The sequence below is a fragment of the Paenibacillus rhizoplanae genome, assembly GCF_042684125.1.
Lineage (GTDB): Bacteria > Bacillota > Bacilli > Paenibacillales > Paenibacillaceae > Paenibacillus_AQ > Paenibacillus_AQ rhizoplanae.
Map to the genome: position 1 here is coordinate 1 of NZ_JBHUKY010000009.1, position 24,967 is coordinate 24,967.

Genomic DNA, 24,967 nt, shown 5'->3' on the forward strand with positions numbered 1-24,967 from the left:
TCTTCATTGTACCGTTTTCGTTGTTCACCCATGGCAACACACCTCCGTGATCCTTATTATCCCTCCGTCCGTTAAGTGGCGTCTACTATCTATTCTAAACCCACCACAGTCCTTATCGCCCGCTCTTTCACCCAAAAACGTCTCTCAGACGGACTCTAAGGTCCACCTCGGTCCGTTAAGCCGCAAAAAGTGGCGTTTTCTTGAAAATAACGGCGCTCAGGTCCGTTAGGAGCCGATTTGTTTACTTCCGGTCAGTTAGGAGCCTACTCGGCTCTTGCAAGGGTGCTTATCTTAATTACCCGACTTGTTACGGAAATAATTCTGCAGGAATTCCTTCGCCCGCTCGGACTTCGGATGATTGAACACCTCGTCCGGTGTCCCTTCCTCGACGATTTTCCCTTTGTCCAAGAACAGCACCTTGTTGGCCACTTCATAGACGAAGCTCATCTCATGCGAGACGAGAATCATCGTCTGACCCGTGGCGGCGGTCTTCTTGATCGTCTGCAGCACCTCGCCCACCAGCTCAGGATCAAGCGCAGAGGTGGGCTCGTCCAGGAGCAGCAGCTTCGGATTCATCGCCAGGGCGCGGGCAATGCCCACCCGCTGCTGCTGGCCACCGGACAGATGCTTCGGATAATAATGCGCCCGCTCAGTAAGACCTACCTGCTCCAGCTGCTCCTGTGCAATCTGTGCGGCCTCGCGGTCGTTCATCCGCTTCACAATTTTCAGGCCTTCCTTGACATTATCCAGCGCCGTCCGGTGCTGGAACAGATTGAATTGCTGGAAGACCATCGCCGTCTGCTTCCGCAGCTCCAGCCGCTGCTTGTTCGTGATCGTGCTGAAATCGACCTTGAAGCCTTCGAGATCAAGCATCCCCTGATCCGCCTGCTCCAGGCAGTTGAGCGCACGCAGGAAGGTGGACTTACCTGCACCGGACGAACCGATCAAGGCTACGACATCGCCCTTCTCAATCTCCACCGACAGATCATCCAGAATCAGATTGCCGTGAAAGGACTTGGATAAATGGCTTACCTTAATCATCAGATCTCTCTCCTTCCCCAAGAGAACCAGCCGCGGTTCATGGCCCCGGCAGCGGAGTCCGGAATGGAGAATCTTTTCTCCAGGAATCTCAGAATCTGCTCAATCAGAATCGTCATGATCCAGTAGATGATCGCCAGCGCGAGATACACCTCGAAGAAGCGGAAGTTACTGCCGGAGATGATTTTCCCCTTGGCCGTCATTTCAATTACACCCGCAACGAAGGCCAGGGAGGTCCCCTTGAGCAGTCCGATCAGGGCATTGCCCAGCGGCGGTATCGCCACCACCAGCGCCTGCGGAACGATGACTCTTCTGAGCACCTGAAGATACGTCATCCCCAGGGATTCAGCGGCCTCGATCTGGCCCTTGTTGACCGATTGCAGCGCAGCGCGGATCGTCTCCGAGTTGTACGCCGCTTCATTGAATGCGAAGGTGACCAGCACGAAGATCATCGCCGGAATGGCATTGATATTATAATCCGTCCCGTACTGCTGATTAATGAATTTGAGTAACAACGGAATTCCGTTATAGGTCAGATACAGCTGCACAATGATCGGCGTTCCCCGAATGAACGAGATGAAGACTGTGACTAGCTGGCTTAGCACGGGAATCCGGCGCATACGGATAATGGCGAACAACAGAGCAAACACAAGGCCAACGATCATCGAGATGACCGTAATCTGCAGACTCACAGGAAGGACCTCTAACAGGCGAGGAATCGCTGAGAACACCGCGTGAATATCAAAAATCTCTCCCATGCAGACTTACTTCCTTCCACGTTCAATTTACAGGGCGACGCTCTAACACGGTCTGACAGTCAACCGTCTGCCCTCATAGATAATTTCAGTATGATACCGTTCGTTGCTTACCGCATTAAGCCGCTCCACCAGGGAAGCCGCAGCTTCATCCGAAGCCAGGACCGGAAGCCCGCGCTTCGTCACCGTCTCATGAGTGAGTCTAAGATCAATCGGAATCAGCTCGTAGTCGAACCGCTTGTCCTCCACACTAAGATCGAACATAACCAGGAAGTTCTCAGAGAACTTGCGCTCGCTGTAGAACCCCTGCCAATTCCCTTCGCTGTCCTTGGTTCTGTTCTTATGCAGGGTAGATGGAGCTTCATTCTCGGCATACCCGTAGGCGGTGAACATCTCGGGAGATACAATCGACTCTCCGGCCTCGAACTCCATGAACAGACTGCCTATGTTATAAAAAATAGGCTGGCCCTTATACAGCTCCACCCCTCTGGTGAAGTGGGCACCATGTCCGAAGACACAGCTCGCCCCGGCATCCACCGCCCCCCGCGCGAAGGTCTCAATGAACTCTGCGGGATAATCGGAGTACCAGTTCTCATTCTCCCCTTCATGCGTGTGCAGGCTGACAAAAACATAATCACTGCGCTCCGCAGCATCCTGGATGCTGCGGTAGATTTCCTGCTGATCCTGCTCATTCGCTGCCGTCTTGACGCGGGACTGCTCTCCCTTTTCAAAGGTTAAATAGCCTTCAAAAAAGGAGCCGAATTCATAGTAATTCTCCGATTTGCTCTTGAAGGTCTCAATCCGCTTGCCTTCCTCCATGCTGGAAGCGATGCCGATCCGTTCACTGATCTCCTTCAAGGTGCTGAAGTCCTGATCATTCACGACATACGTACGCGACCAGCGGAGGGGATTAACTCCCGGACGGGCCGGAACTCCGTTCCCCGGATTCGAGGCTGCAAATACTTCGCTTCTCGTCACATCAATGGTGATGATGGCAATCCGGCCGTCGGCTGTATCCACAAATACCGGCTTGCGGGCTTCATGTAGGCTCATCCCCACTCCAAGCGGGGTCAGACCGCGGGCTTCCGCCTCTTCGATCGTATCCACAAGACCCTGGGTCCCGTAGTCCCCCGTATGATTATTCGCAAAGCTCACATAACGGATATTGAGCTTCCCGAATTCATCCAGCGCCTTGGGGCGCACACTGGTCTGGTAGCCGCGGCCTGCCGCCGGAGCGGTATTCAGGCGCGGAGTCACAAACTCTGCATTGGTAAAAGCTTCATCGGCTCCTTGCAGCAAAGCCAGCAGGTCCGGGTCCATCGTCTTATCTAAATTACTGCTGGAGAATAATGCATCTCCCGAAACTAGAAATTTCATGCGCTCACCTTCCTTCGGTTACTCCATTAGCTCTTTCTTAGGCAAATAGTCGCCGCCAAGCTGCTCTTGGCTAATCTTCAGCAGGGTGCCGTCTGCATACATTTCCTTGATTCTCTTGTTGACGGTATCCAGCAGGGAGCTGTCCGCAGACTTGGAGAGCAGGATATAAGACCCTGGATCGCTATTCTCTGTAGAGAAAGCAACCACCTTCAGGTTGGTCAACCCATGCTCCTTGATTGCCTTCTCGGCAGAGACACGGGAAATGATGCGCACATCGTATTTGCCGGCTTCAATACCTTCGAACTGCTTCACGAAATTCTCGTCGGTGTAGATAATCTCTGCTTTGGCATCCGGGTTCGCTTCATTATAATTCTCCAGCAGTGTGGCACCGGAGTTGCCTACTTCTGTTACGGCTTTATAGCCCTTCAGGTCTTCTACCGCCTTAAGGGTGTTATCATCCTTGCGGACTACGAATACATTCGCATTCTCGATAATCGGGAGAGAGAAATTGTATTTGCCGCGTCTCTCGGGGTTGGAGCTGAAATTGTTCGCCCCCAGCTGGAAACGGCCATTATCCAGGCCGGTCAGAATCCCTTCGAATTCAATCGCCTGTACCTCTATCTTATATTCCGGAAGGTCCTTGAAGATCGCCTTCATTACTTCCACATCGTAACCTGTCAACTGTCCGTCTTTCTCGTAGCTAAAAGGGTTACTTACCCCGCTCGTTGCCGCAACGATGGTCTTCGTACCGGCTCCCGCGCCGTTTGTCTCTGCGGAGCCTGCGTCATTCTTAGTTCCATTACCGCAGCCTGCAATGACCAACCCGAGCAACACCATCAGAACGCCTGGCACAAATTTCTTCTTCATTATAACTTCCCCCTCGTCTAGTAAAAGATCTCTCTTGTTGTCTACGATGTCCAACTTATCATAGTCATTTAGTCTGGAATTATTATGTCACGGGGTATACACGGTGTCAAGGTGAACGGGTAAAGGATTTGACGAATGGTGGCGAATAAAGTCGATTGGAGGCTAAGCCTCCAGCATAATATATGTATCCCCCAGGCGGCTGGGGAGTATTCCCCAGATGTTTCTCACAAATGAAACACGTAGTAGTCATGCGTATCGCCTCTTTCTATTCGGATAGTTAGCTGACTGCTCGCGTTTAAAACATCCACAACGTCCAGCAAATCCGGTATTTTTCGGTACACTCATCATACTTTAGGAATCGGCCCCATATGCATTAAAAGACAGCTTAACGGGTACGAAGCCAGACCTGAAGGATGGAAGGAGAATCTGCCTTGACCTTAAATATACCGCTTGAATTCGCTGAGCGATTTGCTCAGCTTGGAAGCAACACTTACATCGGGCAAGGGGGCGTAATTGAGTCTCCAGAGCTAATATCTATAGGCAATAATGTTTCTGTTGAAGCTCCACACTATATCAAGACAGCAACTACAGACCAACAGCTTCCTCATGAGGGTCCAGTTATCTGTATAGGAGACGGATGTCAGATTAACAGAGGGGTACAGATCACAGCTTCCCCCAAGATTATCTTAGAGCCAAATCTTCTTGTCTATTCCAATGTTCAAATGCAAGGTGAAATCGCCATTGGCGAAGGCTCCTGGATCGGAGCAAATTGCCGCCTGTCAGGGAATATACGTATTGGAGCTGGGAGCGTAGTTAAGGCAAACAGTACTGTCTTGGACAATGTTCCCGACTACTGCGTGGTTTCAGGTAATCCCGCATCGATTGTGCAGGTCTATGAGACTGCTTCCGGCAGCTGGGTGGATGTGTCTGATCATGACCAAGCCCAGGCCGTTCTTACTGCCCGAAGCCGTCTCCCCCTGTTATCTATCTGCATCCCGACTTACAACCGTGCGCCTTATCTGGACACCTGCCTTCATTCAATTTACTCACAGATCGGGAATAACGAACTGATCGAAGTAGTGGTATCCGATAATGCCTCTACAGATGCCACACCAGATGTCATAGACAAGTATATGTCCCTTTACTCCAATATGAGAGCAGTTCGAAATGACACTAATGTTGGTGCAGACCCTAATATTTATTTTGTTACAACATTGGGAAGAGGGAAATTTGTGAAAATGCATGGAGATGATGATTATTTTCTCCCCGGCAAGATCATGCCCCTCCTTCATGTACTGGACAGTCATCCGGAATGCGGAGTCATTCATATTAGCCTAATTAATGGAACGAAGCCCCTTAGCTTAGATACCGGTATGAGTAATTTTCTGGCAGCTACCGGTCTCTATGCAGGCTTTATCAGTTCTGTTGTTCTAAAGCGCGAGGAGTTTGAGAAAATTGAGAAACCAGAACTCTTTATGAACTCTAAATTCAATCAGATATATCTCCAATATTCTATATTGAAGGATAATCCGAACTTCTGCATTATGTATGATAACATCTTCAGCTATGGTGGTTCTACTAGTTCCAAATACAGTTTTGCCGAAGTCTTCTTTAACGGTTATCCATCTATTCTTAACCATTTCTTAGGTGATGGCTTATGTGCTGAGGAGATCACCAGGGAGAAAAAACACACGCTTTATCATTACACCATACCATGGCTACGGAATAATAAAGCAACTGTGACCACTGATGAATTTGAAGGAATCTATACAAAATACTATCACGAAGAACCCTATTATGAGGATGGCTTAGCCATCATGGAAGCAATACGCCAATCATAACTCATATTTCAGAAAGGAAGTTCTTATGTCACACTCCTTAAAGTCTGAAACAGTATCCAGCTTCTATTTCTATGGCAACAATACAGAGATCTCTGCCAACGGACAACTCAAGCATCCCAAACTCATTCTGATTGGTGATAGGGTAACCATTAAGGAAGATTACTCCATACAGCCTGAAGCACAAGCTTCTTTGCCTCTACCCAAAATCATTATCGGGGATGATTGCAAATGTGAACAAGGGCTCACTCTTTATGCCATCAACCGTATTGAGATTAAATCTAATGTGACGATAGGCTCTAATGTTAGTATATCGGATGCCAGACAGGAGTACCGCCAGATTGGAATCCCGGTAATGGCACAAGGATGGATGGACGGCGCCGGAGAGGTTATCATCGGGGAAGGAACGCAAATTGGAGAGGGAACGGTTATTGCAGGTAATATCCGAATAGGCAAGCATAGCGTGATCTATCCGGGAAGTGTCATTGAACAAGATCTTCCGGATTATTGTGTGGCAGGAGGGGCCCCCGCACAGATTCAGCAGCATCAACCAATTGTACCCCCTATCTCACCGGATGCTACTCCACTTCTCTCCATTTGCATTCCGACTTATAACCGCGCAATCTACCTTGATTTCTGTCTTTCTTGCATATTCAGCCAATTACAGGACGATAGCCTGGTTGAAGTCATTGTCTGTGACAATGCCTCTACCGACGCTACCCCACAAGTGATTGCACGTTATGCCAGCCGTTATCCTTGTCTCAAAGCCTTCAGAAACAGCACGAATATAGGGGGCGACCGCAATATATATCTTGTAGCTCAACTGGCAAAGGGCAAATTTATAAAATGGCAGGGCGATGATGATTATTGTGTGGAGCATTCCATCCCCTCCCTGCTTGAGGTCATCCATAATCATACAGAGTGCGGAATTATATATTTGAATGTTCATAATCATGATGGCCAGGTTTATACTGCAAAAGGCGCATCGGCCTATCTTCGAGCCTCAGGTATTATGTGTACTTTTATTTCCGGCATCATTTTGAGAAGAGAGGATTTTGAACAAATCGAAGAACCCTTCCGGTATATCGATTCATCGCTGAATCAAGCTTACATGCAATATGAGATATTAACCAGAAATCCTCACTTTTGCGTGGTTAACCGGAGAGTGTTCGATTTTTCCGGGAATCCTCCTGCAGGATACAATTTCGGTGAAGTCGTTTTTAGTAATTATCAGACAATTTTGAGTCATTTTATTGGCAAAGGTTTGACCGCAGAGGACGTCCGGGAAGAGAAACGAAATTCTCTCTTTAATTACATTCTCGGTTGGTATTGGGGAATCATGCGTGATCACGCCCCTGTTTTTACCGATGACTTTGAGGATCTCTTTAGAAAATTTTATGGAGATGAGTCCTATTTCGAAGATGTCCTGCTGCAAATTGCAAGTATAAAAGCTCTGGCACAAAGCTAAGGAGGGATTTAGTATGCATAAACCGGATACACTTCAGGCAAACCATAAGCCAGATTCACAGGAATCTCAGATGTCCAATTTAATGAATTACGCCAACTTTCTATATAACCAGAAAAATTATGAGAACGCTGCTGTGTTCTATGAAAAGTTTCTTTTGGAAGCAAAGACGATAAATGAAGAAACCTATGAGGCCTACGGGAGACTCTCGGATTGTTACGTTGCTGCCGGGGATGTGAATAAAGCCTTGTTAGCGGCTTTCCAATCCTTTGCTTCTGGAGTTCCCCACCCCGTAATCTGTTACAAAATCGGTACTTCATTCATGGAGAAAGGTCAAGTGAACCTAGCAATTTTTTGGTTTGATATGGCTACAAAAGAAACGATAGTAAATGGGCACATTAACTATGATGCCTCTTTTGCAAACTGGCTACCCCATTTACAATTGTGTGTATGCTATGAATTGCTCGGTGAACATGAGAAAGCCTATCATCATCACAAATTAGCTCAAAAATATTATCCCGATCATCCAAGTATAGTGTACAATCAAAAGTATTTTGAATCGTTGTTCTACAGAAGCGAAGATTCCTCTTCGAAGGCTCACCCAGAGGCTGAAGTATTGGGGAGAAACGACACAGATTCCATAGATATCAACTCCGAAATACTGAATACAGAACAAAACGATGTAATTTTCACAGGAGAACGGGTTGTCATTAACGATGCCGTCAAGAAGAATCATGGAGATGTACTTGAGGAGCACCTGAACAGATACAGATTAGCCCAAAAGTTCGTCAAGGATAAACGGGTGCTGGATGCGGCCTGCGGGGCAGGGTATGGCAGTAAAATGCTGCAGGTGGCCGGAGCAAGTCATGTCCTTGGCGTAGATATCGATGAAGCCAGCTTGACCAATGCGCGTAAAACATATGGTCATGATCAGATTGATTATGCTTACGGTAATGTAAATAAGCTTGAACTTGAAGATAACAGCTTTGATGTCGTTGTTTCCTTTGAGACTATTGAGCATATCGATGACGGCAGCGTATGGATTAAAGAATCTGCCAGGCTTTTAAAAGATGATGGTATCTTCATTGTCTCCACGCCTAACCGTAGTATTGCAAACCCTGCCGCCTACTTTGTGGAGCAGCCAAGAAATCATTATCACAAATATGAATATACGATTACTGAGCTTGTGGGGGAGTTACTGAAAGAATATGATATCCTGGAGTTGTACGGGCAAACCTTCGTCTCGGATTATTCAGCCTTCCAAGCCCAAGTTGTCAGAAATGCGAGAGCGATGCCTCCTACAACCACGCCTTATGACAATCCCGTCATTAACGGATACGAGCTAATGGATCTCGGAAGAGTTAAAGATATAAATCCCTTGTATGTGGTGGTCGTGTGCAGAAAAAAACGAGACCTTCCTGTAGACAAATAAATAGGATGGAATTCGAACAGGACCGGCCCATTGAGGCTGGTCCTGTCTTTGTTTGATGAAATCATTACCTCTTGCAGACTGTAACCTTGAATATTGGAGTAAAAATTCGGTATCCCACCTCCTAATTAAGCGCTTTTAATTATTGTTCTGAAAAAGCCTCTTATTGCAAGGTCCCTACACCCTCTACCTCATGATCAGGCTGGCTAATGAGATTATTGGCATAATCCAGCTCCACAAGCTGCGGATTAAGGCTCGTATCCAATGCCGTCAGTTTGTTCTCCGAACAATAGAGCTTGGTTAACTGCTTATTATCACTGAGATCCAGACTTGTAAGATGATTATTGAAGCAGCGCAGGATGGTAAGTCCGGGATGGCTGCTGGTGTCCAGACGGGTCAGATGATTATGATTGCAGCGGATTTCCAAAAGCTTCGTACACTCTGCGATATTCAGAGTAATGATATAATTACTGCTGCAATCGAGCCGCTCCAGTGCTGTATTGTGCTCAAGGTTCAGTTCATGCAGCGAGTTATAACTGCAATTCAATACTTTGAGGTAAGGATTGCTGCTTAAGTCCAATCTGGATATCATATTCTCCTGACACTCCAGCTCCTCAAGCGCCGTGAAATGTTCGATCCCTTGAAAACTTGAGCATCCTTGGCCTGCAAGCACCAGTGTTGTCACGGTGTCAATGTCGCTCTTAAGAATCGCTTCTCGGCCACCACAGAAGTTGTCCTTTACGAATTGCCTGAACCGTTCATCTGTGAAATCATCGGTAATCTGAGTCTGCATGGTTCTCCCCCTCTAAGATCGATGGGATTATTCTATCATATCCGGCAGTATAAGATTGCCGTTGCTGCTTCACTGTACCCGGGCAACAGTACATAGGCATATTGCGCGCCTTCCGGGGCTGCTCCATGCTCGAACCACAACGTCAGATAGGACCGTTCCAAGCGCTGAGCTGAACCCGCCGCATTCATTGCATTCCAGCTCCCTTGGCGGTATTCACGCAATGCATATACCGTGCTTTTCACAGGAAAAAAGATCCCGATATCCGCGCCCCCGGCAGTTCCAGTCATATGTATCCACTTGGGCTGAAGTATCTCCTTGTGCCCGGCGGTCCGGCAAATGTCTGTTCCATCTGCTGTTCTGGACGGCATCGTCCGCACCATGCAGCCTGCCAATCCGAATGACAATAGTTATGTGTACGGCCAAATCTATCAATATACCGCCAAGCCGCACCCGGGCCAGCATTCTTATTACTTCCACACCACCGACACGTTCACCGATGCGGTAAGCACGAGGGTGCTGAGTGGTCCTGAGGTTAGTGAAGAACCGTAGGAGTTGCGGGGAGCCATAGGAGTTGCGGAAAGCGGTAGGATTAGCGGAGTGCCGTAGGCTTGCTCAGCATTTCTAAGGAACGAAATCACGAATTGTGAATTGTGAATTTGAAGGCAAAATAGAGAACGTGTATACTACTGTCATGCACAGCGGTACAGTCTGATAGCATAATTACCAGAGTGCACCGCTGTAACATCAGGGCTGTCGCAGCTATGAACCCGCAGACTGTTGGCAGGATGTCGGAGATTGGGAGGACAGCGGATGAATGGAGGGAGTTCTACGATGGGCGATGAAGATATCATGTGGCTGACTGTTGATGATCCGCTGGCGAAGTCTGTTGTACAGGCAATTCGTACCGGCGATGTGCCGGGGTTGACTCAATTACTTGCCGGAAACCCGGGGCTGGCTACAGCCCGAATTGCCGGGACTGAAGAGGGACGTGCAAGTAACGAAGGGACCGGCAGCGGGGAGACTGACGGTGCTGGGAATAGTAGCGGGGGCTATGGCAATGCTGATAGTGGCGGCGAGGGCGTTAGTAACACAGGAACTAGTAGCGAAGGCCATGGCAATGCTACTAGCGGCGACAACTCTGGCGGAACTAATCGCGGGATGTCCCGCACGCTCCTGCATATTGCCACCGATTGGCCGGGGCATTATCCTAACAATGCAGCGGTGCTTACCGCGCTGATTGAGGCAGGCGCGGAGGTAGATGCGCAGTTCAGCGGGCCGCACAGCGAGACGCCGCTGCACTGGGCAGCAAGCAGCGATGATATCGAGGTGCTGGACCTGCTGCTCGATGCCGGTGCCGACATCGAGGCTCCCGGCGCTGTCATCGCTGGCGGAACCCCGCTGGACGATGCTGTGGCATTCGCGCAATGGCGGGCGGCGCAGCGGCTGGTGGAGCGCGGCGCGCAGCCTGCGCTGTGGCACGCGGCGGCACTCGGTCTGCTTGATGCGATTGCGGCACACTTCGCCGGAGAACCGCTCCCGCGCCGCTACCCTTGGGGCGCAAGCTCCGTTTCAGCAGCACCAGACGAGGTAAACGTCGCTTTCTGGTGCGCCTGCCACGGCGGACAACTCACCGCCGCCGAACTCCTGCTCGGCTGGGGAGCCGAGCTGAGCTGGCCCTCCCCATGGGACGGCCTCACGCCCCTGGACGCCGCGAGGCGCAGCCATGCCACAGAACTGGCCGCATGGCTGGAGAGCCTGGGCGCTCAGTCCGCACATCTGTAAATTGCGCTGGGCGGAATAAGGTGCATTTATGCTCCTGATTTACTCATTTCGCCCGCTTTCAGCAGAATCAAGTGCACTAATGCTCCTCATCTCTGCATATCGCCCGCTTTCGGCGGAATCAGGTGCACTAGTGCTCCTCATTTACTCATCTCGTCTGCTTTCGGCAGAATCAAGTGCACTAATGCTCCTCATCTCTGCATATCGCCCGCTTTCGGCGGAATCAAGTGCACTAATGCTCCTCATCTACTCTCCTAGCCCACTTTCAGCTTAACCAAAGGGATTTATCCCTCTCATCTACTCATCTAGCCCCATGCCCGCCCTTATACGGCATGGCAGCCCACAACGAAACAGGACCAGCCCAAGGCTGGTCCTGTATTCATATTCGCCGGAAGCTTCGACTAGACTGCTTCATAAATCATCATCCCAAAGCTCCGGCACACTATTCATACCTGCTGCAAACCGCAGGTTCTTACTTCCCACCCTGCACCGACAGCTTGCTGACGATCTGATCGATCGGATTCGTGAACAACGCATACAAGATGGCGGCGTTCTCCTTCTTACTCAGTGCGGCTCTGGACTTGTAATCCATAGCGCCCTTGGCATCCGGCTTGAAGTCCGGTCCGTACAGGCCCAGGGCGACGGCCATCTTCACGGCCGGAACAGCCCATTTGTCTGTATTACCGGACAGCTTCACCTTCTGGAACAGCTTATCCGGGTACTGCGCACTGTACATTCTCCAGATCATGACTGCCGCCTCCTGGCGGGAGATCACCCGGTCCGGCTGGAATTCTCCGCTGGCCGTTCCTTCAATCATTCCCAGCTCAACGGCCTGCTGAATGAAAGCAGCATCGGGATGGCCCTGCAGATCCGGGAAGGCCAGCTTCTCAGTAGTGCTTCCTTTAAGTCCGCTGCTCTCCAGCATCAGCCGCACATACTGGGCGCGCGTAACGCCCGAGTCCGGCTCGAAGCTTAGCGACGCATCATTGGGCAGATAGTCCAGTGACTGCAGCATCATAACCGGAGTTGCATACGGATGGCTCGCGGGAACGTCGGCATAACCAACGCCATCCGGTCCCTTCTGGGCATAACTGAACGGATTGAGGTAAGGCTCCTTCATATACGCGCTTTGTCCGCCATCCTTCATGGCGAAGCCCGTTAATTTGCCGGTCAGCTCATCCTTGAACAGATTATCATCTATCTGGATCAGCTTGCGGGAACCCAGGAAAGCATCATTAATCGTTAGCGCACCATTCTGCACAGACACTGTAGACACCATACTCTTGATACGGAGATCCGCATAGTAGCCGGTGAATGCCTTCAGTGCATCAGCGCTCATCGGCTTGTAAGCATCCAGCTTCACCGGTGTGGCATATTGCGGGAAGAACGTCTGGATAAAGGCCGGGTAGAACAGCTCACGCAGTGTACTTTGCTGATTATAGCCAATGAACACCCCGGTATTCTGCTCGGGAATAAGAAACATATAAGAGCTGAATCCAATCAAATCACCGGCCTTGGTGATAATCTTCGGGCTGCTGCCAGCGCCGGGAAGCTGGAAAGCCGATTCAAAGCCGTAAGTGGTATTCGGCAGCATCGGATGAATGGATGAATGGTATTCCTCCATCGATTGTACAGTGTCCGCCTTAAGAATGCGGTTATTGTCAACCGCTCCCCCGTTCAGAAAAGCCGTCATGAACCTCCCGACATCATCGCCGGTGGACAACATGCCTCCATGCGGCATCACGGTTGGCGTCACGTTGTAGAGATCAACCTCTTTGCCCGTGGCGTCATAGGCTGTAGCAAGATTGTCCTTCAGCTTGCCTTCCAGCAGGAAGCCGCTTGAATCCATCTTCAGCGGGGCGAAGACATGCTGCTGCATATAATCCTCATAAGGCATGCCGCTGGCCTTCTGCACCACCAGACCGAGCAGCAGTGAAGCGAAATTGTCATACATGTAGGAAGTGCCGGGCTCACGCACCACCGGAGGCATATGCTTCACCACATAATCCTCAATGGACACCTTGGTGGTGAAATCCTGATTGATGTCTTCCGGCAGCGGGTCTTGAATGCGGAAGCCGGTGGTGTGGGTCAGCAGATCCCCCACAGTTACCGGAACCCCGAAGGGGTTGTCGAAGGCCATCGGACCGGTATAAGTCTGGAAATCCGCTTTCAAGTCTAGTTTGCCTTGCTCAACGAGCTGCATGGCGGCAGTCGCAGTGAAGGTTTTGGATACCGAGGCCAGACGGAAGACTGTTTTGTCAGGGTCTACCTTACTTTTGGCATCCTTATCCGCGAATCCGAAGCCTTCTTCAATAACCGTCTTGCCATCCTTCACCACCACAACAACCGCACCGGATAGCTGCGCTTTCACCGCATCCGAACTGAAGAATTGCTTGAGGAAGGCCGCAGCATTCTCTGTTGTCAGCGGCTTGGCCGCTGCGGTGGCAGCTGCCGGAGCGGTAGAAGCAGGGGGAACAGCGGCGGCCTGAACAGCCGGAGCCGTAAGTGTCAGAACCAGTGCAGCCGAAAGCACGGTCCTCGTCCAAAAGGCAGAGCGGCGTCGCAACAATGATAGTTTCATTCAATTCACTCCATTTCCATAGAATAACACGCACAGTGATAATACGTCTTATCCTGGAAATAGGTTCATTTAAATCGCAGCACCTCTTCCATCTTCTTCAGCTTTCTGTAGATTACCGACCGGTCAACGTTCAGGCGCTTGGCCGCCTCCGTCCCGTTCCCGGCACAATCCTGCAGCACTTTTTTGATATAATGGCCCTCCGCTACAGCAGTGAAATCCTTCAGACTTGCGAGTTGATGCTTATTCTTCTCAATGAAGTGGTCGAGAGAGAACCAGTCGCCAATCTGCTCCTCTTCCTGTATGCTCTGGCCCACATGCTCGGTTACCACCAGCCGCTCGATGTAATTCCTTAATTCTCTAACATTCCCATGCCAGGGCTGGTTCAGCATCTTATCGAATTCTTCGGCACTCAGCACATATTTCTTGCCGTACATCTCATTGAAGCTGGTGATGAAGCTGGAGATTAACCCTACCAGGTCCAGCTTCCGGTTACGCAGCGGCGGAATATGAATCGGAATCACATTAATCCGGTAATACAGATCTTCGCGGAACAGCCCCTTCTTGACCAGACTCCACAGATCCCGGTTGGTAGCTGCAATCACGCGGCAATGGACCGGAATATTGGTAATGCCGCCCACGCGCCTTACTTCATTATTTTCAAGCACCCGCAGTAATTTGGCCTGCATCTCCATCGGCAGATCGGCAATCTCATCGAGGAACAGCACGCCGCCATTCGCAATTTCGATCATACCCGCCTTGACCTCGGTCTGACCTTCAAGGACGCCCTTCTCATATCCGAACAATTCGTATTCGAATAGAGCCGGAGCAATCGCAGCACAATTAATCGGAATGAACGGCCCCTTCCACTTCTCGCTCTTCAGATGGATATACTTGGCGATCACCTCTTTGCCTGTGCCGGATTCACCATAGATTAACACCTTGCTGTCATAGGAGGCGATCTGGTTGCAGACCTTGATAATCTGCTTCATCGCCAGACTCTCGGCCACGATGCCTTTCTTCTTCTCCGCCGCCATACCGCCTAACTGCTTATGGATCTGCTGGGCCACAGGCACATTCGCTTCATAATAGTTATGCTCCTGGCTGAATTCATTGGAGGTGGTAACTACCAGCTGTACCTCCCCGTCCTTATCCAGAATGGGAATCGCCGACGAGAACACATGGAAGCCTCTGGAGGTATTGACGGTATTGGTTACCTTTTGCTTCGTCGCAATAGCCTCCATCGTGATGGAATGACTGTAATAGCCCGCCTTCACCAGATCCTGGACGTTCGCCTTGAGCAGCTCCTCCAGATGGATGCCGATGGTTAGAGCGGTGAATTCATTGGAAATCAGGATATTCCCGTTCTGATCGGTAACAAATAACGTTGACGGATATTCTTCCACGAATTCGTCGAGCGCGGGTTTCCCTGTATTTTTGTTTTTTTTGGTCACATTCATCAGTCCTATACCATAATATGAACGCTTACATTCCGGCTAGACAAAAAGCCAAACAGCATCATTATTTAAATGATACCACTTGGCTAATGCAGATCAAACTTTAATTAAGCATGAACTACGGATTCAAAGGTTACTTTCCCCATCTTCTCCATCACTTCCTGCGCCTCAGCGAACATGGTGGTGATCATCTCTTCCACGGTGGTAATCTTGTTGACCATCCCGCAGATCTGTCCAGCCATGACGGAGCCGGTATCGGTATCTCCTTCAAATACGGCTCTGCGCAGGGAGCCCAGGCTTAAGCTCTCCAGCTCTTCGCGCGAAGCCTTCTCATTCTCCATTCTGAGGAATTCGGCAATCATGCTGTTCTTAATGCTTCTTACCGGACCGCCAAGGCTGCGGCCAGTTACGGTTGTGCTGGTATCATCGGCGTTGATGACTGCCAGCTTGAAGTTCTCATGTGTCGGGCATTCCACGGTCGCGAGGAACCGGGTTCCCACCTGAACACCCTGGGCTCCGAGGGCAAAAGCAGCGGCAATCCCGCGTCCATCGGCAATCCCGCCGGCCCCGATTACCGGAATGGATACCGCGCTGGCGACTTGCGGCAGCAAGGCCATCGTCGTCGTTTCACCAACATGTCCGCCTGCTTCGGTTCCCTCGGCTACAATCGCATCCACACCGAGCGCTTCCATTTTCTTGGCGATTTTGACCGAAGGGACTACCGGAATCACGATAATACCATGTTCCTTCAGAATGGGCATATAGGGAGCAGGTGTGCCTGCGCCTGTCGTTACGATCTTCACGCCTTCTTCGATAATAACCTGGATCAGCTCAGGAATATTGTTCATCATCAGCATCAGGTTGACGGCAAAAGGCTTGTCGGTGCTTGCTTTGGCCTTGCGGATCTCGTCACGGAGACGGTCAGCGGTGAAGCCGCCGGAGCCGATAATCCCCAGCCCGCCCGCATTGGAGACCGCGCCCACCAGTGGAGACACAGCAATCTGAGCCATACCGCCCTGGAAAATCGGATATTTAATTCCTAACAGTTGTGTAATCGACATTATAATTACCTCCATATATTAATTAATGTTGTGAACATTTGAACGTCCGGCCGTTGCTTAAGCCGCCTTAGCCGCTTCAGGTTCTGCCTTCTGCTTCTCCATGGCTTTGTAGACGAAGGTTAAGGCGAAGCCGACCAGGGAGATGACCAGCGCGATGTAAAAAGCATTCGTGAAGTTGCCGTCATTGGCTGCGGCTACACTGCCGGCAATTCTTGGTCCGAAGAACGCGGCTCCCGAGTAGCCGATGAAGGTGACACCGTAGTTCACGCCGTAATATTTCATTCCGAATTTCTCACCGACAATGGACGGGAAGATCCCCATCGTTCCGCCGAAGCATAAGCCGATCCCGGCAATGGCAATGGCAAACCCGGCTACAGAAGACGTTAGAGCAATCGTAAGCATCATAGCTGCAATAACCAGATAGATCATCAGCAGGCATTTCACGCGGCCGATTCTATCGGACACTGCACCCCAGAACACACGGCCCAGGCAGTTGCTCAGTGAGTACAAGCTGACGTAGAGCGCAGCGGCGGCGGCAGTTAAGCCGAACATTTTTTGACCGATTACCGATGCATTCGCGGTTACCATCATACCAGACAGAGCGCCGATCAGGAACAGACAGGCAATCACATAGAATATCGGCTTCTTGATCATCTCATTCCATGGTACATTTACTCCCGCCTTGGCTGCTCCGGTTACCGGAGGGGTCCAGCCTTCAGGAGCATAACCGGCCGGGGCAGGCTTGACGAGCAGGCCAAGACCCAGAATAATCACCAGGAACACAATGCCGAGCGTAATTAGAGCAGACTGTACACCATTACTGGTGATTAATGCATTGGCGATAGGAGCGATAGCGATGGTGCCGCCGCCATATCCGGCTGTAACGATCCCTGCTGCCAGGCCTCTTTTATCCGGAAACAGCTTCACGCTGTTCCCAATCGTCGAGGAATACACGATTCCCTGACCAATCCCGGTAATGACACCATAGGTGATATACAGCATCCAAGGGGCAGTAGCCAGGCCGGAGAGTATGAATCCAATCCCGAACATCGCACCGCCGATGAAGACCGCCTTCTTGGCCCCCCCTTTATCCACCAGCTTACCGCCTAGAATCATCGGAATCGGGGAAATCGCTGCATTAATGGTAAAAGCAATCATAATATCCGGCATACTCACGCTGAAAACCTTCGTTAATGGCAGTGCGAAAATACTGAAAGCATAAATAGCGCCTACACAGATATTAATGATCGTTGAGGCAATCAAGATCCTCCAGCGGTTCAACTGTACGTTCATGGTATCATCCCTCTTTTAGTTGGTTTATAAGTTCAGCTTACGGTACTTACGGTACTTACATTAACTACACTTCCTGCAGCACCCGGTTCTTATCGGCGATAATCGACTTCAGCATGCCCCAATTCTCCTGGAACATGGCCGCGTCCATCTCCTTCAAATTCGGTGAAATGACCGGCTCGAAGTCCATCTGATCCAGAATCTCTGTCTGCAGGTCGATGCCTGGTGCGATTTCGGTTAAGGTCATTTTGCCGTTCAGCAGTTCAAAGACGGCGCGTTCCGTAACATACACAACCGGCTGCTGGACCTTGGCGGCATAAGATCCGCTGAAGGTGATCTGCTGTACCTTTTTGATGAATTTCTTGGCTTTGCCCTCTTGAATGATGTGCAGCTTGCCATTCTCTACCTTAATCTGCAGCCCGCCCGCTGTAAAAGTACCCGCGAACACCAGCTTTTTCGCCGCCTGAGAGATATTGATGAATCCGCCGCAGCCCGCGACCCGTGTGCCGAATTTGCTGACATTCACGTTCCCCGACTCATCCGTCTGGGCCAGGCCAAGGACCGACAGGTCAATGCCGCCGCCGTCATAGAAATCGAATTGGGCATCATGATCTACAATCGCCTCGGAGTTGTACGCATGACCGAAGTCCTTCAGACCTGCGGGAACCCCGCCGATCGAGCCTGCCTCTGTGGTCAGAATCAGTTGGTCGTCCACACCCTCTTCAGCAGCAATGTTCGCTACATTCACCGGGATGCCGACGCCGAGATTCAGAATGGTATTCGGCTGAAGCTCTACGGCTGTACGGCGGGAGATGATTTTGCGCTCATCCAGCGGCAGGATTTCAATCGAATCCACAGGCACTTTGACATGACCGGAGAAGGCCGGATTATACTGCGTATTCTCGGTCTGGTAATGATTCTCCGGGGTGGACACGACGAGGTAATCTACCAGAATGCCCGGCACCTTCACATCCTTGGGATTCAAGGTGCCGTTCTTGGCTACGGTCTCTACCTGGGCAATCACGATGCCGCCGGAGTTGCGGACCGCCTGGGCGATCGGCAGAACCTCCATGTGCAGGCCTTCTTTTTCCAGCGTCAGATTGCCGTTCTCGTCCGCTACGGTTCCACGGATCAGGGCGATCTGAATCGGGAAGGTCTTGTAGAACAGCCACTCTTCGCCTTCTAGTTCAATCACCTTCACGATGTCTTCCTTCGTAGACGGGGACATCTTGCCGCCCTCAACGCGGGGATCGACGAAGGTCTCCATGCCTACCTTAGTAATCACACCCGGACGCTTGGCCGCAATCTCGCGGTAGAGCTGGGTAATCACACCCTGAGGCAGGTTGTAGGCTTCGCATTTATCCTCTTCAATCAGCTTGGCCAATCCTGGGGAAGCGATGGCGATACCGCCAATCCAGCGTTTGATGAGGCCTTCATGTCCCAGGTGGCTCATGCCCTTATCGCGGCGGTTGCCGACTGCGCTGGCATGCATCACGGTCAGATTCTTCGGTTGTCCAGTCTGCACGAAGCGCTCTTCAATGGCGATCCCCATCTCCTCTGCCCAGCAGGATAATCCGAATCCACTCGCTGCTACTGTGTCCCCGTCCTTGATAAGTTCTGCTGCTTTGGCTGCTGAAATTACTTTACTCATTTCATCTGCTCCTCTTTATGTGAATTATTTCACTACGCTTGTCAAAAAAAATATTCGCTGATCTGTGTGCCTCATTCTTGCTGATCTGTGAGACTGAATTTCCTTGTGAAAGTTTTCTCAAGGTCATCGTAATACAGAAAAAAGGACCGGTCAATAGCTCCAAAACACCTTGAATTCAAGACATTTTTCTGTTGTTTTTTTGCGACTGGCTTGTTTGAACTCAAAGCTTGGTCGTCGCTGCGGTGAACATTTGGACTTCCGGCCGCTGCCCAATTTAGATTTCCTGATTTGAACCGCTCCTAGCGGTAGAAATCTAAATACAAAGGCGGACGCTACCGCTCCTCCAGCTCCAAATTTCCCCTCCGCTTCTTTTTGCTTTTCGTTAATTTCTTTAGTGCTTCATCTGTATTCCGGCGGGACCCGCCAGTCGCAAAATAACCACACTATTTTCTCCAGCCAGGCTGGATGGGTATTAAATCAAGGGAGCCAGGGCATATCCTGTCCGGCGGATCAGACAAAGGGTTGGAGATGGGACTTCAAGGCATTGTAGCGCGGCTAAAAAAAATAAAATATTTTTCTTACAGGGGGTGAATTGCAGATTTGCAACAGCCTATCCGGGTAAAGAGAGTTCAAAAAAGAGCCGAAGGGTTGTACACTATCGCTTGTATATGTTATATTTTGGACAATTTTAGCTGAAGAAGGGAAGCGCTATCATGGGGTATTCTGTGAAACAAACGATTGTCCGGGGAGAAACGTCGCTTGGGATTGAGTTCGGGTCTACGCGAATCAAGGCTGTGCTGATCGATCACCATTTTGAAACGATCGCCTCCGGCACCTATGAATGGGAGAATCAATTCAGTAATGGTTACTGGACTTACGATCTCAGTGAAGTGGTTCAAGGGCTGCAAGCCGCCTATCAGCAATTACAGCAAGCGGTTCAGCAGACCTATGGCGTCACACTGCAAACCGTCGGCTCCATAGGCTGCTCGGCCATGATGCAGGGGTATATTGCGCTGGATCAGGCGGGAGAGCTGCTCGTTCCCTTCCGTACCTGGCGCAATGCTACTACTGGCGCAGCCGCAGCGGAGCTAAGCAGCATATTCCAGTTCAAAATTCCCGAGCGCTGGAGTATCGCCCACTTGTATCAGGCTATTTTGAACGGTGAAGAGCATGTAGCCCGGATAGATTATCTTACGACGCTATCAGGTTACATTCACTTACTGCTGACGGGCCGCAGGGCTCTCGGGATCGGGGATGCCTCCGGGATGTTCCCCATCGATGAAGCCACGAAGCAATACAATGAAGATATGGTGAAGCAGTTCACCAGTCTAATTGCCGGCAGGGGCTACCCATGGAAGCTGCAAGATATCCTGCCTAAAGTGCATACGGCCGGTATGAATGCCGGAATTCTCAGCGAAGCAGGCGCCCGGCTGATCGACCCGTCAGGCCATTTGCAGGCCGGTATTCCGCTATGCCCGCCGGAGGGCGATGCCGGAACAGGCATGGTAGCGACGAATAGCGTGAGGAAACGTACCGGCAATATTTCTGTAGGGACATCGGTTTTTGCCATGTTTGTACTGGAGAAGAATTTAACAGCGGTCTACCCTGAGATTGATATCGTGACTACTCCGGAAGGCAGCCCGGTCGCTATGGTTCTTGCCAATAACTGCTCCAGCGATCTGAATGCCTGGGTCGGCTTGTTCCGTGAATTCTATGCAGCCATGGGGCTGACGCCCGACATGGATCAGTTATTCAGCGTCCTGCTGAACCAAGCACTGGAAGCGGATGCGGATGGCGGCGGCTTGCTGAGCTATGGCTACTATTCAGGCGAGAACATCACCGGACTTGCTGAGGGGCGTCCGCTGTTCGTCCGCTCTCCGCAGAGCCGCTTCACTCTGGCTAATTTCATGAGAGTTCATCTGTATAGCGCCTTTGCTGCGTTAAGACTCGGAATGGATATTTTGACCGGGCAGGAACGGGTAACGTTTGACCATATTTCAGCGCACGGCGGATTGTTCCGCACCCCGCAGGTCGGACAGCGGATCTGTGCGGCTGCACTGAATGTTCCGGTCTCAGTCCTGTCTACGGCTGGTGAGGGCGGCGCATGGGGGATAGCGGTTCTGGCCTCTTATATGATACATAAGGAGCCGGATGAGAGTCTGGCGGATTACCTGGCCTCTAAGGTGTTCTGTAACATGGAAGGACAGGAGGTATCGCCTGACCCCACAGATGTCGACGGCTTTGCCCTCTATATGGAGCGTTACACCAGGGGGCTGCCCATCGAGCATGCGGCGGTAGATTATTTACTGGAGAACCGGAAGAGAGGAGATTTCGTATGAAAATAGATATGGGCAGGCTTACGGTATTGCTTACCTCCCTGCTGCTGGTATCCTCCGCCCCTTCGGCTTATGCTAAAGCGCCGGATGCCAAGGCAGGTAAGTACAGAGCTACGGGCAATTACGTCTTGCAGTAGTATAAAAGGCAGCCATCCTCCCGTAGCGGGGGATGGCTGCCTTTGATTTATGCCAGGCTTGCGGCATAACTCGCCTGGGCCAGGCCCAGCATCATTTGCATTTGACTCTGCGGGATCAGCCCGGCGGACTGAGGGGCGCTTATTCCGCGAAAAAGCCACTTGATGCGCAAGGAACGGACTCCAGGGCTCTTATTGGTGGTAATTCCACCGATTAACATCACTTAGTGGACGAATAAGCGCATCTCAGTCCGATAGGCGGTGTAAAGTAGGCTTTTCCTTAAAGTAAGGGCCCTACAGTCCGTTAGAAGCAGGCCGGAGGGTTCCGGAGGCACCCGGGGTCAGAATCATTTCACGGAACGATTGGAACTCGCTCCATCCTTCACTCACAAATACACGAACGGCTCCTTCGCATCCACGAAGGTAACCGGCAGCCCGTCCACCAGCGGCGCCAGCCACTCGGCCATATACTTCATGCCCCACTCCTCAGACCGCTCGTGGCCGATTACGATCATCGCTTTGTTCATGCCCAGCATGGCGGCATCATTCACGTAAGCGCAGAGGGTCCACTCCGTAATATCGCCGCAGATCATCACATCCAGGTTCTTCTCCTGCATCAGCTCCATCGGCATTTGCTCCCTGCCCAGCCCGAGGCTGCCGCCGCCCACCAGAATGCCGATACGGGCACAGACTGCTTCCGGGTTGCCGACAATCTGAATCACCTTCATGCCCAGCCGCTGCTTCAGGAAGCCGGCCAGCTCACCGACGGTGGTCTCCTCAATCTGATATCCCCAGGCATCCTTATCGTCCAGCTTCTTGTCCTCCCACTCCAGCTCCTTGAGCAGACCGTCATAGATCCGGTCGGTATCTGCCAGGTGCATGTGGTCATGGAACCGCCAGATCGTGATTCCGTGTTCCTCAATCAGCTTCTTCTTGGCCAGATATACCGGGTCCTGCTGCAGCCAGTCCAGCGAATCCATCCCGGTATAATAGGTTGGCTCATGAGTGATAATCAGGTTCGCTCCAAGCGCAATGGCTTCCTTGATCACATCCACAGTCGCCATGAACGTTGTGACAATCCCTGTGACCTCCATGTCTTCCTTGCCGCTGGCAAGCACATCACAGGTCTGTTCCAGCTTGCGTCCTCCGCAGCAATCGAGCAGAATCCGGTCAATAACCTCCTGCACATTCATCGCGCATTCTCCTTTTCATCTATTTATTGTCAGCCTGTCAGCCTTTGACAGCACCAATAATCACACCGCGGGTCAGGTATTTCTGCATGAACGGCAGGACGAACAGCACGGGCACAATGCCCAGAACCGCCATCGCCATCCGCACGGCCGTGCTTGGCAGCGATACGGACTCTGCCCCCAGTACGTTGCCGGCCTGGCCGGAATTGAGGAATTGGATGTTGCTCATCAGCTGCATCAGCAGATTCTGAATGCCGTATAATTGCGGCTTGGATACAAAATATAGCGCATTGATCCAGTCATTCCAATAGGCCAGGCCCATGAACATCCCGACGGTAGCCATCACCGGCATGGACAGGGGAAGCATGATGCGGAAGAAGGTCCGCAGCTCCGAGGCCCCGTCGATCTGGGCCGCTTCGATGATCTCCAGCGGCACATTATTCTTGAAATAGTTACGGACCAGCAGGACGTTGAAGCCGTTCGCCAGCAGATTGGGCAGAATCAGCGCCCACAGCGTATTTTTGATATGGAAATATTGGGTCCACATGATATACGAAGGCACGATTCCCCCGCTGAACAGCATGGTGAAGAAGACGACGAACGCCAGCAGATTATGATATTTGAAATCGGACCGCGACATCGGATAAGCAAGCATACTTGTTATCAGCAGTCCAATGGCAGTTCCCAGGATCGTAACCAGGAAGGAGACGCCATAGGCTCTGATGAAGATGTACGCCGAGGACTTAATGTACCGGTAGGCGTCAAGGCTTAGATGCTCCGGGAAAAAGCTGTACCCGTTGCGGATCAGAGTCGTCTCATTCGTGAACGAGGCAATGACAATCAGAAGGAAAGGTAAAAAAGCAAAAACTGTCAGCAGGAACATCACGACCGCAGAAAACACAGTAAACGTCCGTTCTCCTCTTGTTTGGATCATCTGTATTTCCTCCTAGAACAATGCGTTTTCTGGATTAACCTTCTTGACGATGGCATTAACCGTAAGCACCAGGGCAAAGCCGACCAGCGACTGATACAGACCGGCTGCCGCCGACATTCCAATATCATTGAGCTGCATCAAGGCGCGGTAGACATACGTATCAATCGTCTGAGTCGTGCTATACAGCGCACCAGAGTTCATGGGCACCTGATAGAACAGGCCGAAGTCGGAGTTGAAAATCCGTCCCATGGACATCAGCACCAGCACGATGATAGTCGGCTTCAGCAGCGGCAAGGTAATCATGCGGATCTGCTTCAGCTTTCCGGCCCCGTCAATTTTGGCAGACTCATAGATGCTCTTGTCGATGCCCGCAATAGAGGCGAAATAGATAATGGAACCGTAGCCTGCCGTCTTCCAGATCTGAATGAGTACCAGCAGGTAAGGCCAATATTTCGCCTCCGAATACCAGTTAATCTCCGGAATCCCCAGCGGCCGCAGAATGGAATGATTCACGAATCCGCTATCGGCGTTCAGAAAGGCGAAGACGAGCAGCGAAAGCACGACCATCGAGATCAGATTCGGAAGAATCAGTCCGGTCATGAACAGCTTCGAGTAGAGCTTGTTCAGCAGCTCCGACATCAGAATGGCGATGATAATTGAAACTATGGTACCAAGCGCGATAAAGGCCAGATTGTACAAGAGCGTATTCCGGGTCATAATCCAGGCATCGCTGGTCTGGAACAGAAAGGTGAAGTTCTTGAAGCCGATCCAGTCACTGCCGAAGATACCCTTCGCATAGTTGACATCCTTGAACGCGATGAACACCCCGAACATGGGAAAGTAGCTGTTGATGAGAAAGTACAGCAGGCCCGGACCCGCCAGAATCAATAAAGGAAGTGTTTTTTTGAGCGGTTTAGATTTAGGTTTGGCTGTCATGCCGGATTCACCTCCATTGCCGAAGGCAGAGCTTCCATAGCGGCTCTACCTTCAGCAGG

The 24,967-nt window shown here is 51.0% G+C and carries 22 protein-coding genes; 7 read left to right on the plus strand and 15 right to left on the minus strand.

What is annotated here, in order from left to right; translation table 11 throughout:
- Nucleotides 1-291: 291 nt before the first annotated feature.
- From ACFSX3_RS03060 to ACFSX3_RS03075, 4 genes are read right to left on the minus strand one after another with little or no spacing between them, the layout of a single operon-like run.
- Nucleotides 292-1,041: an amino acid ABC transporter ATP-binding protein gene (locus ACFSX3_RS03060; RefSeq protein WP_209994609.1), complete on the minus strand. Its 750-nt coding sequence runs from the start codon at nt 1,039-1,041 to the stop codon at nt 292-294.
- Nucleotides 1,041-1,796, minus strand: a complete 756-nt coding sequence (locus ACFSX3_RS03065) for an amino acid ABC transporter permease (RefSeq protein WP_209994610.1) — start codon at nt 1,794-1,796, stop codon at nt 1,041-1,043. Before ACFSX3_RS03065 ends, ACFSX3_RS03060 begins: the two co-directional genes overlap by 1 nt.
- 42 nt (nt 1,797-1,838) lie before the next feature.
- A complete protein-coding gene (locus ACFSX3_RS03070) occupies nt 1,839-3,170 on the minus strand; it encodes a CapA family protein (protein ID WP_209994611.1) in 1,332 nt (443 codons plus the stop codon).
- A gap of 18 nt (nt 3,171-3,188) precedes the next feature.
- Nucleotides 3,189-4,037, minus strand: coding sequence for a transporter substrate-binding domain-containing protein (locus ACFSX3_RS03075; protein ID WP_209994612.1), 849 nt, complete (start codon nt 4,035-4,037; stop codon nt 3,189-3,191).
- Nucleotides 4,038-4,468: 431 nt separating this feature from the next.
- Here ACFSX3_RS03075 and ACFSX3_RS03080 point away from each other — a divergent pair, with 431 nt between their 5' ends.
- The 3 genes from ACFSX3_RS03080 to ACFSX3_RS03090 are packed head-to-tail and all read left to right on the plus strand — an operon-like array spanning nt 4,469 to nt 8,772.
- Complete coding sequence (locus ACFSX3_RS03080) at nt 4,469-5,878, plus strand: glycosyltransferase (protein ID WP_209994613.1); 1,410 nt, start codon at nt 4,469-4,471, stop codon at nt 5,876-5,878.
- A gap of 25 nt (nt 5,879-5,903) precedes the next feature.
- Nucleotides 5,904-7,343: a glycosyltransferase gene (locus tag ACFSX3_RS03085; RefSeq protein ID WP_209994614.1), complete on the plus strand. Its 1,440-nt coding sequence runs from the start codon at nt 5,904-5,906 to the stop codon at nt 7,341-7,343.
- Nucleotides 7,344-7,356: 13 nt separating this feature from the next.
- Nucleotides 7,357-8,772: a methyltransferase domain-containing protein gene (locus ACFSX3_RS03090; RefSeq protein ID WP_209994615.1), complete on the plus strand. Its 1,416-nt coding sequence runs from the start codon at nt 7,357-7,359 to the stop codon at nt 8,770-8,772.
- Between the two features lie 160 nt (nt 8,773-8,932).
- On the opposite strand, the gene ACFSX3_RS03095 is transcribed toward ACFSX3_RS03090, so the two are convergent.
- A complete protein-coding gene (locus tag ACFSX3_RS03095) occupies nt 8,933-9,562 on the minus strand; it encodes a leucine-rich repeat domain-containing protein (protein WP_209994616.1) in 630 nt (209 codons plus the stop codon).
- 35 nt (nt 9,563-9,597) lie between these two features.
- Entirely contained in the window at nt 9,598-9,942 is a 345-nt protein-coding gene (locus tag ACFSX3_RS03100) for a polysaccharide lyase family 8 super-sandwich domain-containing protein (protein WP_379312596.1), read from the minus strand.
- On the opposite strand from ACFSX3_RS03100, the gene ACFSX3_RS03105 reads away from it, so the two are divergent.
- Both ACFSX3_RS03105 and ACFSX3_RS03110 read left to right on the plus strand, forming a co-directional pair.
- Nucleotides 9,899-10,111, plus strand: coding sequence for a hypothetical protein (locus tag ACFSX3_RS03105; protein ID WP_209994618.1), 213 nt, complete (start codon nt 9,899-9,901; stop codon nt 10,109-10,111). The genes ACFSX3_RS03100 and ACFSX3_RS03105 overlap by 44 nt on opposite strands.
- Nucleotides 10,112-10,372: 261 nt before the next feature.
- Nucleotides 10,373-11,344: an ankyrin repeat domain-containing protein gene (locus ACFSX3_RS03110; protein ID WP_379255801.1), complete on the plus strand. Its 972-nt coding sequence runs from the start codon at nt 10,373-10,375 to the stop codon at nt 11,342-11,344.
- A gap of 469 nt (nt 11,345-11,813) precedes the next feature.
- Here the strand turns inward: ACFSX3_RS03110 and ACFSX3_RS03115 are convergent, their stop codons facing one another.
- The 5 genes from ACFSX3_RS03115 to ACFSX3_RS03135 all read right to left on the minus strand — a co-directional run bounded on the left by ACFSX3_RS03115 (nt 11,814) and on the right by ACFSX3_RS03135 (nt 19,378).
- A complete protein-coding gene (locus ACFSX3_RS03115) occupies nt 11,814-13,922 on the minus strand; it encodes a serine hydrolase (RefSeq protein ID WP_209994619.1) in 2,109 nt (702 codons plus the stop codon).
- A 65-nt stretch (nt 13,923-13,987) separates the two neighbouring features.
- Nucleotides 13,988-15,373 (minus strand): sigma-54 interaction domain-containing protein, encoded by a 1,386-nt coding sequence (locus tag ACFSX3_RS03120; protein WP_339219334.1) that lies wholly within the window; start codon nt 15,371-15,373, stop codon nt 13,988-13,990.
- A gap of 110 nt (nt 15,374-15,483) precedes the next feature.
- The gene (locus ACFSX3_RS03125) at nt 15,484-16,437 is read right to left on the minus strand and encodes a DUF561 domain-containing protein (protein ID WP_209994621.1); all 954 of its coding nucleotides are present in this window, start codon (nt 16,435-16,437) and stop codon (nt 15,484-15,486) included.
- A 57-nt stretch (nt 16,438-16,494) separates the two neighbouring features.
- Nucleotides 16,495-17,730 (minus strand): L-lactate MFS transporter, encoded by a 1,236-nt coding sequence (locus ACFSX3_RS03130; protein ID WP_209994622.1) that lies wholly within the window; start codon nt 17,728-17,730, stop codon nt 16,495-16,497.
- A 64-nt stretch (nt 17,731-17,794) separates the two neighbouring features.
- Entirely contained in the window at nt 17,795-19,378 is a 1,584-nt protein-coding gene (locus tag ACFSX3_RS03135) for an acyl CoA:acetate/3-ketoacid CoA transferase (RefSeq protein ID WP_209994623.1), read from the minus strand.
- Between the two features lie 713 nt (nt 19,379-20,091).
- On the opposite strand from ACFSX3_RS03135, the gene ACFSX3_RS03140 reads away from it, so the two are divergent.
- On the plus strand, nt 20,092-21,717 hold the full coding sequence (locus ACFSX3_RS03140; RefSeq protein ID WP_209994624.1) for a xylulokinase: 1,626 nt from the start codon (nt 20,092-20,094) through the stop codon (nt 21,715-21,717).
- Nucleotides 21,714-21,851 (plus strand): hypothetical protein, encoded by a 138-nt coding sequence (locus ACFSX3_RS03145; RefSeq protein WP_209994625.1) that lies wholly within the window; start codon nt 21,714-21,716, stop codon nt 21,849-21,851. Before ACFSX3_RS03140 ends, ACFSX3_RS03145 begins: the two co-directional genes overlap by 4 nt.
- A 47-nt stretch (nt 21,852-21,898) precedes the next feature.
- On the opposite strand, the gene ACFSX3_RS03150 is transcribed toward ACFSX3_RS03145, so the two are convergent.
- The 4 genes from ACFSX3_RS03150 to ACFSX3_RS03165 all read right to left on the minus strand — a co-directional run bounded on the left by ACFSX3_RS03150 (nt 21,899) and on the right by ACFSX3_RS03165 (nt 24,908).
- A complete protein-coding gene (locus tag ACFSX3_RS03150; RefSeq protein ID WP_379255794.1) occupies nt 21,899-22,021 on the minus strand; it encodes a hypothetical protein in 123 nt (40 codons plus the stop codon).
- Nucleotides 22,022-22,234: 213 nt separating this feature from the next.
- The gene (locus tag ACFSX3_RS03155; protein WP_209994626.1) at nt 22,235-23,041 is read right to left on the minus strand and encodes a Nif3-like dinuclear metal center hexameric protein; all 807 of its coding nucleotides are present in this window, start codon (nt 23,039-23,041) and stop codon (nt 22,235-22,237) included.
- A gap of 37 nt (nt 23,042-23,078) precedes the next feature.
- Nucleotides 23,079-23,972: a carbohydrate ABC transporter permease gene (locus tag ACFSX3_RS03160; RefSeq protein ID WP_173127825.1), complete on the minus strand. Its 894-nt coding sequence runs from the start codon at nt 23,970-23,972 to the stop codon at nt 23,079-23,081.
- Between the two features lie 12 nt (nt 23,973-23,984).
- The gene (locus tag ACFSX3_RS03165; protein WP_209994627.1) at nt 23,985-24,908 is read right to left on the minus strand and encodes an ABC transporter permease; all 924 of its coding nucleotides are present in this window, start codon (nt 24,906-24,908) and stop codon (nt 23,985-23,987) included.
- Nucleotides 24,909-24,967: the final 59 nt, after the last annotated feature.

What these genes read in the sequence shown, in the direction of transcription:
- ACFSX3_RS03100 (WP_379312596.1), bottom strand. Translation starts at nt 9,942, where the DNA reads ATGGTGCGGACGATGCCGTCCAGAACAGCAGATGGAACAGACATTTGC.
- ACFSX3_RS03060 (WP_209994609.1), bottom strand. Translation starts at nt 1,041, where the DNA reads ATGATTAAGGTAAGCCATTTATCCAAGTCCTTTCACGGCAATCTGATT.
- ACFSX3_RS03130 (WP_209994622.1), bottom strand. Translation starts at nt 17,730, where the DNA reads ATGAACGTACAGTTGAACCGCTGGAGGATCTTGATTGCCTCAACGATC.
- ACFSX3_RS03125 (WP_209994621.1), bottom strand. Translation starts at nt 16,437, where the DNA reads ATGTCGATTACACAACTGTTAGGAATTAAATATCCGATTTTCCAGGGC.
- ACFSX3_RS03165 (WP_209994627.1), bottom strand. Translation starts at nt 24,908, where the DNA reads ATGACAGCCAAACCTAAATCTAAACCGCTCAAAAAAACACTTCCTTTA.
- ACFSX3_RS03140 (WP_209994624.1), top strand. Translation starts at nt 20,092, where the DNA reads ATGGGGTATTCTGTGAAACAAACGATTGTCCGGGGAGAAACGTCGCTT.
- ACFSX3_RS03085 (WP_209994614.1), top strand. Translation starts at nt 5,904, where the DNA reads ATGTCACACTCCTTAAAGTCTGAAACAGTATCCAGCTTCTATTTCTAT.
- ACFSX3_RS03110 (WP_379255801.1), top strand. Translation starts at nt 10,373, where the DNA reads ATGAATGGAGGGAGTTCTACGATGGGCGATGAAGATATCATGTGGCTG.
- ACFSX3_RS03090 (WP_209994615.1), top strand. Translation starts at nt 7,357, where the DNA reads ATGCATAAACCGGATACACTTCAGGCAAACCATAAGCCAGATTCACAG.
- ACFSX3_RS03070 (WP_209994611.1), bottom strand. Translation starts at nt 3,170, where the DNA reads ATGAAATTTCTAGTTTCGGGAGATGCATTATTCTCCAGCAGTAATTTA.
- ACFSX3_RS03155 (WP_209994626.1), bottom strand. Translation starts at nt 23,041, where the DNA reads ATGAATGTGCAGGAGGTTATTGACCGGATTCTGCTCGATTGCTGCGGA.
- ACFSX3_RS03095 (WP_209994616.1), bottom strand. Translation starts at nt 9,562, where the DNA reads ATGCAGACTCAGATTACCGATGATTTCACAGATGAACGGTTCAGGCAA.
- ACFSX3_RS03105 (WP_209994618.1), top strand. Translation starts at nt 9,899, where the DNA reads ATGTCTGTTCCATCTGCTGTTCTGGACGGCATCGTCCGCACCATGCAG.
- ACFSX3_RS03145 (WP_209994625.1), top strand. Translation starts at nt 21,714, where the DNA reads ATGAAAATAGATATGGGCAGGCTTACGGTATTGCTTACCTCCCTGCTG.
- ACFSX3_RS03065 (WP_209994610.1), bottom strand. Translation starts at nt 1,796, where the DNA reads ATGGGAGAGATTTTTGATATTCACGCGGTGTTCTCAGCGATTCCTCGC.
- ACFSX3_RS03135 (WP_209994623.1), bottom strand. Translation starts at nt 19,378, where the DNA reads ATGAGTAAAGTAATTTCAGCAGCCAAAGCAGCAGAACTTATCAAGGAC.
- ACFSX3_RS03160 (WP_173127825.1), bottom strand. Translation starts at nt 23,972, where the DNA reads ATGATCCAAACAAGAGGAGAACGGACGTTTACTGTGTTTTCTGCGGTC.
- ACFSX3_RS03115 (WP_209994619.1), bottom strand. Translation starts at nt 13,922, where the DNA reads ATGAAACTATCATTGTTGCGACGCCGCTCTGCCTTTTGGACGAGGACC.
- ACFSX3_RS03075 (WP_209994612.1), bottom strand. Translation starts at nt 4,037, where the DNA reads ATGAAGAAGAAATTTGTGCCAGGCGTTCTGATGGTGTTGCTCGGGTTG.